The organism is Spirillospora sp. NPDC046719 (genome assembly GCF_040645715.1).
Taxonomy (GTDB): Bacteria; Actinomycetota; Actinomycetes; order Streptosporangiales; family Streptosporangiaceae; genus Spirillospora.
In genome coordinates this window covers 1-12,390 of the sequence record NZ_JBEYYT010000014.1, presented here as the reverse complement: position 1 = coordinate 12,390, position 12,390 = coordinate 1, and the positions used below count along the sequence as shown (strand labels likewise).

Sequence of the window (12,390 nt, the reverse complement as noted above, 5' to 3'; positions counted from 1 at the left end):
TTGCGGTCTTGCGAACTCTCCCGCCCACCCACCCCGGTGGTGGGGGGGGGGCGTGCCGGCCGCGCGGCCCCCCCCCGCCGGCTCCACCGAGTCGAGGAACTCCTGGAACTCCTTGACCACCTCGGCGTGCGCCGATGCGATGCCGACGCCCTCCTCCAGGCGGATCAGCTTCGGGATGCCCGTCACCAGGAACAGCAGCGTCCCCTGTGACAGGGGCCCGAGGGTGACGGGCCGCTCGCGGATCGCCTCGTCGAGCGCGTCGATCTGGAGCCGCCGCACCCGCTCGGTCCACTCGGTGATCTCCGCGCGGATCGACTTGCGGTGATTGCCCAAAGCGAGGAATTCGGTGGTGAGCGCCGCCGCGGACTCGTCACGGCTGTAGTCCCACAGGACGTGCAGCGGCTGATCGGGGCGGGCGCGCAGGGCTTCGGCCAGCTTCTCCAGGTTCTGCTGCGATCGTCGCCGGATGGCCGCGACGAACACCTCGTCCTGGGTCGGGAAGTAGTACTGGACCAGGCCGGGAGTGACCCCGGCCTTGGCGGCGATGGCACGGTAGGTGACGCCGGCGTAGCCCGCCTCCAGCATCAGCCGTTCGACGCAGTTGAGGATGAGATCCCGCGTCTTGGATGTCTCGGTGCCCACGCGCCGGGGGGATGCCATGCACGACCTCGCTCTCACGCTGCATCGACATTCTTGCAGACCGGCAGGTCACATCCGGTGAGCGGGCAAGCGGGCCGACGGGCGCAGGTTGCCGAACGACCTGCGCCGGCTGCCGGGCACGGTTCCTGATCCGTGACCGGGACGGCAAGTTCCTTGGCCTGTTCGACGTCGTCTTGGCCGATGCGGGTATCTGAGTGGTGCTGACCGGGGTGCGGATGCCGTGGATGAACGCGGTGATGGAGCGGTGGGTGCAGACCTGCCGCCGTGAGCTCCTGGACCGCACGTTGATCTGGAACCAGCGGCACCTGCTCCACGCCCTCCGAGAGTTCGAGGCCTTCTAGAACCAGCATCGGCCGCATCAGGGCACGCCCGCCCGTTGAAGCCGCTGCCTCCGCCGATCAACGAAACAGACCAGATCGCCCACCTGCACATCCGAAGAAAGCACCCTCTGGGCGGAATCCTCAACGAGTACGAACGTGCCGCTTGACCTGCGCGGACGACGTTTTCGGCCGGGACAGGGCTCCGGGGCGGCTCCTAGCTGCCCGCATCGGCCCCGGTGCGGGCGGCCGGAGGGGTCCCCGGTCAGGGACGCACCCGGCCACCGCGCGCACGCTCAGCCGTGCGGCGGAGCTGTTATCTGGGCAGACCTCCAGGTCCAGGCCGCTGAACCTTGTGAGTCCGGCTCCGAAGAGTCGTCCGGAGCCGGACTCTCGATCTCATGGGCATCGCGGACATGTCTCGCCCGGGAGGGATCCTGGTCTTAGCGGTCCAAGGTCGTGACCTCGGCGATCTGGACGGTGTCGGCGTTGTTCCCGGCGGTGATCACCAGCCGGATCGCGTCGATCCTGCTGCGGGCGACAGGCACCGACAGCGCGGTGGCGGCCTGCGCGGGCACGGTGGCCAGGCGCTTCCAGAATCCGTTGACACGGCCTTGGAGGGTGTAGGTCTTCGGCCCCTTGGCTCCGACGGGGGTGACGGTGACGTTGTTCACCCAGCGCTTCTTGCCGTAGTCGATGCTCAGGATCTGAGGCCGGTCGGGCGTGGCGGCGCCGTTCTTGGCGGATACCGCGTCGAGGATCTCGACCCAGGGGATGCCGTCCTTGGTGCGGTTGACCTCCTGACCGCTGGACCAGTAGGTGTTGGTCTTGCCGTCGGCGGCGAACTGGGCGGGGAAGTTGGGCTGTCCGCTGGAGGCGCGGATGCCGGGGACGACGGTGGCACTACCGATGTAGGGACGCGGGCTCGCCTCGGGAGTGGTGGTTTTGGCGGCGGGCCGGGAATGCCTTCGCCCCAGGGCGAAGTCGGCGACGCGGAACGCCGAGGGAGCGTTGGCGGGCCTGCCGGTTTCCTGATAGGCGACGCTCAGGACGCCGTCGTAGCGCAGCCGCTGGCGGTCGATGGTGACCTCGCTGATGCTGTCGACGTCGCCGGCGAACACGATCTTCCAGTCCGACCACCGGCTCTTGGCGGTGGCCGCGGCGATGCGGCCGTCGGGCAGGACGAGATAGGCGGTGTTCTCGGCGCCGAACACGAGCTTGGAGCGGCCGCCGGTGCCGGTGGTGAACGGAAGCATGGTCGAGTGCCATTTCCCGTCGCCGTCGCGCCAGTGGTGGACCGGGTGCGCGTAGCCGGCGCGCTGGGCGTAGTAGTCGGTGAGGCATCCGCCGATCGCGGCGAGGTCTTCGTCGTTGAGCTGGCTGGTCACCACATGGATCCGGCCGCCGGAGTCGAAGGCCTGCGTCTCCTGGTTGATCATGCCCTGGTTGATCGGGATCTCGACGACCACCTGAGCGTCGTCCGCGGTGATCACGTCGTCGGTGCCGGTGCGGCCGATGACCTCACCGGCGTTGTTCTTCCAGGTGCGCCCGCCATCGGTACTGCGGGCGTAGCCGAGGTCGCGGTTGGCGGCGGCGCCCGGGCACCTCGGGTCCTGGGCGGTCGCGTCCTCGCGCCAGGCCCAGGTGATCTCCAGGTCGCCCGTGACTGGGTTGGCGCCGAAGCCGTGCAGGTAGCCGTAACGGGCGTTGCTGGAGCCGAACCGGCTGCTGTACGTCCCTTCAGGTGAGGAGAACGTCCCCAGGTACGTCCAGGTGCCGGCCTTGTCGGCGTCGTACCGGGCCAGTGCCTGCCCACCGCCCAGGGAGGTGCCGTCACGCCAGGTCAGCAGCAACTCGCCCTTCACCCGCTCGAACTGGGGATAGGTCCACCAGTCCGGAGCCGTGGGCGCACCCGGCAGGGCGGCCGCCACCGGTTCGAACGAGCGCGACGACCACTGCGCCTTCCCATCGGCCAGTCCCGGCACGCTCCGGATGTAGCGCGCCATCGGGACGTGCGTGGCCAGGGCCAGGTGGATACGGCCGTCGGTGGGGGACACCGCCATCGCGATGTTGTTGTGCGAGTCGTCGGCGAACAGCACCGCGTCCAACCGGATGCTCTGCCAGTCCCCGGAGGGCAGCTTCCGGCGGGAGATGACCGCGGTCCGGTCGGCGGCGTACCAGGCGACGTACTGGTACCCGCTGTAGGTCATCAGACCGTCCTGCTGGTAGCTCCCCACGTTGGCGGTGCCGTTGTAGGTGATGTTGCCCCGCGCCGCCGGATCCAGGACGCGGTCACCGAGCCGGGTCGCCGCTGGTGAGACCGCGTCCGCTCCGGCGGACTGCGGGACGGCGAGCCCCGCGCCCAGCGCCACGACGACCGCCAGACCGACCGCATACCTCCGGCGAACCTGGGGAGACCTCTGCTGGTCAAACATAGTCAGACCTCATTAAAACGTTTTAATAAAGGGGGTGAATTTTCGTGGGACCGAGCCCCGAGGAGCAAGTCCGGCTCGGCGAGGAGACCTCTGCCCGTGTCACGGCTGAGGCCGGCCCCGTCGCCCGCCGCCGAATCCGCTGACGACGCCGGTGCCGGACCGCGGTCGGGGTCCCGGTCCCGCGTGCGAGCTGCTAGTGCGGGACCGTGGTCGTGGTGTGGAGGGGGAGGTTCTGGGAGGAGGGGCCGATCCAGATGTCGCGGGTTCCGGTGCCGGTGGTCCAGGTGTGGCGGGTGGTGTCCCAGTATTGGAGTTGGCGCTGGTCGGTGGTGATGGTGATGCGGCGGGACTGGCCGGGGCTCAAGTGGACCTTGGTGTAGCCGCCCAGTGATCGGACGGCCTGTTGGGCTCGGTGGGCGTCGGGGCTGGGGCCGAGGTAGAGCTGGGGGACTTCGTCGCCGGCGCGGTGGCCGGTGTTGGTGAGGGTGAAGGTGGCGGTCAGGCCGTGTCCGTTGCCGTGGACCTTCAGGCGGCTGTAGGTGAAGGTGGTGTAGGACAGGCCGTGTCCGAAGGGGAACAGCGTCTTTTGCCGGTGCTGGTCGTACCAGCGGTAGCCGACGTCGATGCCTTCGGAGTAGGTCTCGGTGCCGTTGACACCGGGGAAGCGGCTCGGGTCGCCGCTGACCATGGTGTGGGCGTCGTCCAGGGGGAAGGTCTGGGTGAGCCGGCCGCCGGGGGCGGCGTCGCCGAACAGCAGCCGGGCGGTCGCCGTCCCGCCCCTCTGGCCCGGGTAGTACATGTCCAGGACACTGCGGACCTGGCCCAGCCACGGCATGGTGACCGCGCCGCCGGTGTTGAGGACGACGACGGTGTTGGGGTTGGCTTTGGCGACCGCGGAGATCAGGGCGTCTTGCCCATAGGGCAGGGCCAGGGTGGTGCGGTCGCTGCCCTCGGTGCCCTCGTCGTAGGCGAACACCACGGCGATCTTGGCCTTCTTGGCGGCGGTGACCGCGGCGTCCAGGTCCGCTCGCGCCTGCGACGGTGTGGTCCAGTTCAGTTGCAGTTGGAGCCGGCCGGGGATGTAGCTGGTGGCCGCCACGGTGATGGTGTGGGCGCCTTTGGTGAGGTGGACGCGCGCGGTGGCGTTCTTGAGCTGGTCCTGCCTGAGGCTGCCGCCGGCGGCGACCTGTGCGCCGTCGACCTTCAGTGAGGTGGTGCTCAGAGTGGAGCGCAGGGTGAGCAGGTAGTCGCCGTCCTCGGGTGCGGTCAGCGTCCGGGTCTGGTCGTAGCCGTCGGCCTTCAGTGCGCCTGCGCCGGTGAAGTCGATCGGGCCGCCCGACAGCGCCGTGCCGGGGATCACCGTGCCGGTGGTGTCCACCCCGGGCCGGTAGGCGACGTCCGCGCCGGAGCCGGCGCGTCTGGTGATCTCTTCTCGCGGGACGGTCACCGAGGTGGGGGCCAGCTCGGAGCTTCCGCCGCCCCCGATGACGGGTTGGGCTGCGGGGGTGCCGATGAGCGCGACGGAGCGGGCCGCCGCGCCGCTCAGCGGAAGCGCGTTGCCGGTGTTGCGCAGCAGGACGGCGCCGTCCTCGGCGACCCTCTGCGCGACCTTGTCATCGGCTGCGGTGTCCAGCGCCGGGCGTGCGGGCTGGGCGCAGCCGGCGACGGCACCCCTGGGCGAGGCGCAGCGCAGCAGCCCGAACCGCGCCATGACGCCCAGGATCCGCTGCACCGACCTGTCCAGCGCGGCTTGCGGGATGGAGCCGTTGCCGATGGCGGTCTTGAGCGGGGCTCCGAAGTGGTCGTCGCCTCGCGGAGCGCCGGGCATGTCCTGGTCCAGGCCCGCCAGGATGTCGGTGGGGGCGTGGGCGGCGCCCCAGTCCGACATCACCCAGCCGCCGAAACCCCACTGCCGGCGCAGGGTGGAGTTCAAAAGCGCGTCGCTGGAGCAGGTGTGCTCGCCGTTGAGCTGGTTGTAGGAGCACATCACCGCCCCGGTACCCGCCTTCACCGCCGCCTCGAACCCGGGCAGTTCGATCTGGTGCAGGGCCTGCTCTGTGACCTGGGCGTTGATGGTCTGCCGGTTTGTCTCCTGGTTGTTGGCCGCCAAATGCTTGGTGGTGGCGATCGCGCCCGCGCTCTGGACGCCCTGGACCGTCTGGGCGACCGTCCGGGAGCCGACCAGCGGGTCTTCGCTGTAGGTCTCGAAGTTGCGGCCGGCGTAGGGCACGCGGATCGTGTTGACCATCGGCGCCAGCACCACGTCCATGCCGCGGGCCCGCCCGTCGCGCCCCAGCACCTGCCCGTACTGGCGCGCCAGCCGCTCGTCGAAGGACGAGGCGAGCGCGACCGGCACCGGCAGGGCGGTGGCCGGCTGGGTGGCGCGGACACCGGCGGGACCGTCGGTCAGCCGCAGCGGCGGGATGCCGAGGCGGGGCACCCCTGGCACGTATCCGGACTCACCGATGCTCTGCAGCTGCGGGTCGTCCCAGCGGCCCTGGACGAACGACAGCTTCTCCTCCAGGGTCATCGCGGCCACCAGCGCGGCCGTCCCGTGGGGCGCGGCCGCGTGCGCGGTCACACCTCCCGCGGCGATCGTGGCAACAGCGGCGGACACGGCCAAGCCGCCGGCGCTCGCGCGGCTAACGGTCCAGCGGCCGATGATCGGTGATGTAGCTCTTCGAAGACGGGTCACGGGATCTCCTCGCGGGGGTGGGGGGCCGTGCCGGGTTCGCGGGTGGGCCGCTTCACCCTCAGTCGCTCACCGGTGCCTGCCACAGCCCGGTCAAGGCGTCGACGAGTCCGGTCACCGCGTGGTGCCAGTCCAGGTGCGGGCCGCTTGGATCTTCGGCCAGAGCACGTTCGTGTTCGGCCCATGTGAAGATCATCAGCTGGCGGGTCATGACCCGCCGCTGGGTCCGTACCGGGGCCGGCAGATCGGGCAGCAGCCGGTCCAGCCGGTCCAGGATGATGTGCAGCGAGGGCGAGGACATCGCGTCCTCGATCGCGAGTTCGCGGTAGCCGGGGTCGACCATCACCTGCGCGCCGAACCGGGCGAAGAAGGTGGGACCGGGCAGGCCCGCCAGGTACTCCGGCAACGGCCGCACCAGGCAGCCCAGCCAGACGCGCAGGTCCTGGGTGCCGGCGGCGTCGGCGACCAGCTCCGCCCGCAGCCGCTCCACCGGCGGGCCGTGCCGGCGCAGGATCGCTCGCACCAGCTCCACCCGATCGCCGAAGTGGTAGCCGACCGAGGAATTGTTGCCCTGCCCGGCGGCCGCACTGACCTGACGGTTGGACACCGACAGGCCCTCTTCGGCGAACAACCGCTCGGCGGTGACCAGAATCAGCTCGCGCGTCGCGGCGGCACGGTCCTGCCGCGCTCCGTCCCGGCTACGTGCCTTGGCCGGCATCGACCATCCTCCTTCGCCAGGACGCGGCCGCATCGCCACGCCCGGCCATCTACAAGCGCAGAGGCTCCCAGCGACCACAACTTTAAGTCAAGCAGTTGACTTAGCGCTGGGGCCGGGATTACGTTCCGCGCTACCGGTCCGCACCGGCAGCGATCGGCAGCCGTCGACCCGACCCGAGGTGACCATGCGCAATGTCCGGCTTTCGGCCGCGGTGGGGGCGGCCGTGCTCGCGACCACGGCCACTGCGGCCCACGCATCGACCGCCCGCCCATCTCCGACGCTGACGGTGACCGTCGACGCCTCCGGCAAGGGCGGGGCCGCCATTCCCGGTGACTTCCTCGGCCTGTCGTTCGAAGAGGGAGCACTGCACGAGCCGTGGGTGAGCGCCGGCCACGGCAACCTGGCCCGGCTGCTGGGCAACCTCGGCCGCGGCTCGATGCGGTTCGCCGCCAACGGCGCCGACGCGACCGCCTGGCAGCCAGACCCCTCCGTACCGCCGCCCGCATGGGCCGACGGGCAGGTCATCACCCCAGCCGATCTGGCCCGCGCCGGCGCGCTGGCGCGGCGCACCCGGTGGCCGATCGATCTGGGCGTCAACCTGTTCCACGACGACCCGGCCGCGGCTGCAGGCCTGGCCGCCGCCGCGCGGCGCCAGTTCGGCCCGATGCTGCGCACGATCCAGCTGGGCAACGAACCGAACCTGTACCTGCCGGTGCGCGTCGTCCCCAACTACACCACCGACGCCTACATCAAGCAGGCCACCGCCTACCTGGCCGCCATCGGCAAGTCCGCGCCCGGGGTGCGCTTCTCCGGCCCCGACGCCGCAGGATTCCTGTGGGGCCTGCCCCAGGCCGACCCGATCACCAAGCCGATACCGACCTGGTGGTCGGCCTACGCCGACGCGTTCGGCCATCAAACCCGGTTCCTCGACCAGCACTACTACCCGCTGGTCAACAGACCCGAAATCCAAACACCGGCGACGATCGACAACCTGCTGTCCCCGGCGACCGCCGCGAACACCAGGAACTTCATCGACCTGTTCGCGCAACAGGCCCGCACCGCCGGGCTGCCGGCACACCTTTCAGAGACCAACAACGTCGCCAACGGAGGCAAGGCCGGAGTGTCCAACACCCTGGCCGCGGCCCTGTGGACCGTCGACTACGCGCTGACCGCCGCCCACGAGGGGATCAGCGGGATCAACTTCCACCAGCAGCCCCACGACTGCGGCGGCTACACCTGGATGTGCTTTTCCGACCAGGCCGCCACCACCAACGGAAGACTGCAGGCACAACCCTCCTACTACGCCGGGCTGCTGGTCTCCGCCCTGCGCGGAGGACGATTCCTGCCCACCCAGGTGTCGGGCACCGCGGCGAACGTCACTGCCTACGCCGTGCGGACGCCCGACGGCGCCATCCGAGTCGTGATCGACGACCTCGACAAGACACTCAAGGGCACCGTCGCGGTGAAGATCAAGGGCGGCAGCCCCCGCCAGGCCGTTCTTCAGCGACTGGAAGGCCCCTCGCTCCAGGCGACCTCGGGAGTCCGGTTCGCCGGCTCCACGGTCGCTACCGACGGTAGCTTCACCCCCGGCCGGCCACTCCGGATCCCCGCCGCCGGCAGTACCTTCGATGTCCCCTTCACCACCCCGAGCGCGGTACTGCTGAACATCAACGACCGCAGGCGATGACCTCGACGACCGCCGGTGGGTTCCCCGCGAACTCCGGCACACGTTCGTCTCCTTGCTGAGTGACCACGACATTCCTGTAGAGAAGATCGCCCAGTTCGTCGGCCACTCCGACACTCGCACGACGGAGACGATCTACCGACATCGCCTCAAGCCCCTGATCAAGGGCGGTGCCGAGGTCATGGACGCGATCTTCGGCGGTGGGTCTGAGACGCCAGGTAGCAAGTCCGCCTGAGTTGGCTCCCCAATTGGCTCCTCCCAGGCCTGCAAGGCACGCCTGGCCAGGGCGTCTCCGTTACCTCGTAGGTAAAAGCCGAGGCGTCCGGCGTCGCCGTTCCGTGCGGGACTCGTGGGCCGGTCGCGGCCGGAGGCCCTAAACTGACGGTATGCCAGAAACCGTGCTGACCGCAGACGGCAGGGTCGCGGGCCGGCGGGCCAAGGCGACCCGGCAGCGGCTGCTGAGCCGCCTCACGGAGATGCTCGCCACCTCGCCGTACCGCGACATCACGGTGATCGACGTGGCTCGGCGAGCCGGGACGTCCCCCGCCACCTTCTACCAGTACTTCGCCGACATCGAGGCCGCCGTCCTCACCATCGCGGCCGAGATGGCCGAGGCGGGAAGGCGGCTGCGCCCGCTCGTCGAGGACCAGCCGTGGACCGGCAAGTCCGGCTACGAGACGGCGCAGATGCTCGTCGACGGCTTCCTGGACTTCTGGCGCGACAACGAGGCGGTCCTGCGGGTGGTGGACCTCGCCACGATCGAGGGCGACGAGCGCTTCCACGCGCTGCGCGTCCGCATGCTCAACAACGTGGTGACCGCGCTCGCCGCGGTGATCGCCGAGCAGCAGGAGCGCGGCCGGGTGGCCGGGAGCGTCGATCCCGAGGCGATGGCCGGGGCGCTCGTCGGGATGCTCGCGCACAACGCCGCCCACCAGCGCGGGTACGAGGCGTGGGAGATCAGGGTCGAGGACCTGCGGGAGAGCATGGCCCAGTTGGTCTTCTGGGCCGTCTCGGGCAGGCGCCCGCCCAAGTAGCCGGCGGCCGGGCGGCCGCGGACGCCCACGTGATCCGGCGAGGCCGGGACCGGGCCTTCTCCCGTCCTCGTTTCTGATGGGCCATCAGATTTCGCCGCGTCCGCGGTTAAGCTGACGGTATGTCAGATAACAGTCCCTCGCGGGCCGAGGACATCGAACGGGACGTGAGCGGCCGGGTCCTGGCGCTCCGCGGCGAGGATCTCGGCGTGTTCTTCAGGCCGCGCACGCTCGCGGTCGTCGGCGCCTCGGACACGCCGGGCCGGCCGAACACCGCCGTCTACCGGAGGCTGCGCGCCTGGGCCGGGCGCGTCGGCGCGCGCGTCCACCCGGTCAACCCCGGGCGCGACCTGGTGGACGGCGAGCCGTGCCACCGGTCGGTGGCCGACGTGCCCGAACCCATCGACGTCGCCGCCGTCCTGGTCGGCGATCCGGCCGGGGTGCTCGACGAGCTCGCCGCGGCCGGGGCCCGCTTCGCCGTGGTCTTCGCGTCCGGCTTCGCCGAGCTCGGCGACGAGGGCAGGGACGCGCAGGAGCGGATGGGCCGGCTCGCGCTCGACGGGCTCCGGGTGCTGGGCCCGAACACCAACCTCAACGCGTTCGAGGAGTTCCGCGACGACCTGGACGGTCCCGCGATCGCGCTCATCTCGCAGAGCGGCCACCAGGGGCGCCCCGTCTTCCAGGCGCAGGAGCTGGGCGTCCGGGTGTCGCACTGGGCGCCGACCGGCAACGAGGCGGACCTGGAGTTCGCCGACTTCCTGCGGCACTTCGCCGACCTGCCGGAGGTCGGCGCGGTGGCCGGGTACGTCGAGGGGTTCAAGGACGGCCGCACGCTGATGCTCGCCGCCGACCACGCGGCACGGCGCGGGGTGCCGGTCGTCGTGGTGAAGGTCGGGCGGACCCGGGACGGCGCGTCGATGGCGGCCTCGCACACCGGCAAGCTCACCGGGTCCGACGCGGTCGCCTCCGCGGTGCTCAGGCAGTTCGGCGTCACCCGGGTCGACGGGCTGGACGAGCTGCTGGACACCTCCATGCTGCTGGCCCGCGCGAAACCGCCGGTGAGCGGCGGGGTCTGCGTGTACGCCATCTCGGGCGGCACCGGCGCGCACATGGCCGACCTGTGCTCGGCGGCGGGCCTGGAACTGCCCGAGCTGTCGGCCGGGACGCAGAAGGCGCTGCACGAGTGGATTCCCGGCTACCTGCGGGTCTCCAACCCGGTCGACAACGGCGGCCATCCGGTCGGCGACTGGCGCGGGCGCCGCATCCTGGAGACGATCGTGGCCGATCCGGCGGTCGGGGTGCTGATCTGCCCGATCACCGGCGCGTTCCCGCCGATGAGCGACGTCCTGGCCAGGGATCTCGCCGAGATCGCCGAGCGCACCGACAAGCCCGTCTGCGTGGTGTGGGGCTCGCCGGTCGGGACCGAGCCGGCCTACCGGGACGTCCTGCTCGGCTCGCGGCGGCTGGCGGTGTTCCGCACCTTCGCCAACTGCGTCAAGGCGGTGCGCGCCTACCTCGACTTCCACGAGTTCCGGGGCCGGTACCGGTCCGCGTTCCCGGACGCGCCGCGGACCCCCTCGCCGGCCGCCGCCGGGGCGCGGCGGCTGCTCGCGGCCGGCCCCGCCTCGGAGCACACCGCCAAGGAGCTGCTGCGCGCGTACGGGATCCGGACGCCCCGCGAGGAGCTCGCCGGCAGCGCCGCGGCGGCGGCGCGGGCCGCGGAGGCCGACCGGCTGGAGAGCGTCCTGCACCGCGACGAGCAGGAGCTGGAGCGGGTCCGCGACGCCCGGGACGGCAACGTCCGGGCGCTCACCGCGAACCGCACCCGGCGCGCGGAGCTCGACGCCGAGGAGAAGCGGCTGCGCGCGGCGCTGGACGAGGCGCGCGGCACGGACGCGACCCTGGAGGCGCGCATCGACCGGCTCGGCCGCGAGGCCGACGCGCTGGCCGAGGCCATGGACGCGCTGAGGGAGGCCGACCGGGCCGCCGAGGAACTCGCCGCCGCTCGCGCGCGCGCCAAGGCCACCGCCGAAGAGGAGGGCTTCCGCACGCCGGACGAGGTGCTCGCCGCCGCGATGCCGGACGAGGACCAGGCCGCGCTGCGCGACCGGCTCCGCCGCTTCGACGACGAGGAGGCCCTCGTCCGCGACCTGCTCGCCGACCGCGCGCTGGCCGAGGCGGCGGCGGGCCCCGCCCCCGATCTGGACGCGCTGGAGGCGGCGCTCGCCGCGGCGGAGGACGCCCGGACCGGCGCGGCGTCCGCCGCCGACCGGGCCCGGCACCGCTGCGAGCGGCTCGCGCGGCTGCGCGCCGACCTCGGCGCCGCCGTCCGCGACTGGCGCCCGGCGGCGGACCGGTACCGGACCGCCGAGCGGCTCGCCGGGCTCACCTCGGGCAAGCACGCCGCGAACCGGCGCTCGATGTCGCTGTCGGCGTACGTGCTCGCCGCGCGGCTGGAGCAGGTCGTGGCCGCCGCGAACGAGCGGCTCGGCCGGATGTCGGGCGGCCGCTACGCGCTCGTCCACACCACCGACAAGGCGGCGGGCGACCGCAGCCACGGCGCGGGCGGGCTCGGGCTGCGCGTCGCCGACGCGTGGACGGGCCTGGAACGCGACCCGGTGACGCTGTCGGGCGGCGAGTCGTTCATCAGCTCGCTGTCGCTGGCGCTCGGCCTCGCCGACGTCGTCACCGCGGAGGCGGGCGGCGCGGAGATCGGCACGCTGTTCGTCGACGAGGGCTTCGGCACCCTCGACGAGGACACCCTCGACGAGGTGATGGACGTGCTGGACGGCCTGCGCGACGGCGGCCGCGCCGTCGGCATCGTCAGCCATGTCGCGGAGCTGCGGGCCCGGA

At 71.6% G+C, this 12,390-nt stretch carries 8 protein-coding genes and 1 pseudogene; 5 read left to right on the top strand and 4 right to left on the bottom strand.

What is annotated here, in order from left to right; genetic code table 11:
• Positions 1–642 (bottom strand): TetR/AcrR family transcriptional regulator (locus ABZ914_RS04330; protein ID WP_500191553.1); only part of this gene is annotated, 642 nt, incomplete at its 3' end.
• Between the two features lie 212 nt (positions 643–854).
• On the opposite strand from ABZ914_RS04330, the gene ABZ914_RS04325 reads away from it, so the two are divergent.
• A complete protein-coding gene (locus ABZ914_RS04325; protein ID WP_500191551.1) occupies positions 855–1,001 on the top strand; it encodes a hypothetical protein in 147 nt (48 codons plus the stop codon).
• A 419-nt stretch (positions 1,002–1,420) separates the two neighbouring features.
• Here ABZ914_RS04325 and ABZ914_RS04320 read toward each other — a convergent pair whose 3' ends face one another.
• The 3 genes from ABZ914_RS04320 to ABZ914_RS04310 all read right to left on the bottom strand — a co-directional run bounded on the left by ABZ914_RS04320 (position 1,421) and on the right by ABZ914_RS04310 (position 6,822).
• Positions 1,421–3,349, bottom strand: a complete 1,929-nt coding sequence (locus ABZ914_RS04320; RefSeq protein WP_500191549.1) for a BNR-4 repeat-containing protein — start codon at positions 3,347–3,349, stop codon at positions 1,421–1,423.
• Between the two features lie 256 nt (positions 3,350–3,605).
• Positions 3,606–5,993, bottom strand: coding sequence for a glycoside hydrolase family 3 C-terminal domain-containing protein (locus ABZ914_RS04315; protein ID WP_500191548.1), 2,388 nt, complete (start codon positions 5,991–5,993; stop codon positions 3,606–3,608).
• A 172-nt stretch (positions 5,994–6,165) separates the two neighbouring features.
• Positions 6,166–6,822: a TetR/AcrR family transcriptional regulator gene (locus ABZ914_RS04310; RefSeq protein ID WP_500191547.1), complete on the bottom strand. Its 657-nt coding sequence runs from the start codon at positions 6,820–6,822 to the stop codon at positions 6,166–6,168.
• A gap of 184 nt (positions 6,823–7,006) precedes the next feature.
• Between ABZ914_RS04310 and ABZ914_RS04305 the strand changes: the two genes are divergently transcribed.
• The 4 genes and pseudogenes from ABZ914_RS04305 to ABZ914_RS04290 form a co-directional block, all read left to right on the top strand.
• A complete protein-coding gene (locus ABZ914_RS04305; protein WP_500191546.1) occupies positions 7,007–8,509 on the top strand; it encodes a glycosyl hydrolase family 79 C-terminal domain-containing protein in 1,503 nt (500 codons plus the stop codon).
• Positions 8,510–8,525: 16 nt separating this feature from the next.
• Positions 8,526–8,741, top strand: a pseudogene (locus ABZ914_RS04300) (tyrosine-type recombinase/integrase); the annotation flags it as partial.
• A gap of 151 nt (positions 8,742–8,892) precedes the next feature.
• Positions 8,893–9,540, top strand: a complete 648-nt coding sequence (locus ABZ914_RS04295) for a TetR family transcriptional regulator (protein ID WP_500191545.1) — start codon at positions 8,893–8,895, stop codon at positions 9,538–9,540.
• 119 nt (positions 9,541–9,659) lie between these two features.
• Positions 9,660–12,390: CoA-binding protein (locus ABZ914_RS04290; protein ID WP_500191544.1), on the top strand; the 2,731-nt coding region annotated here is incomplete at its 3' end.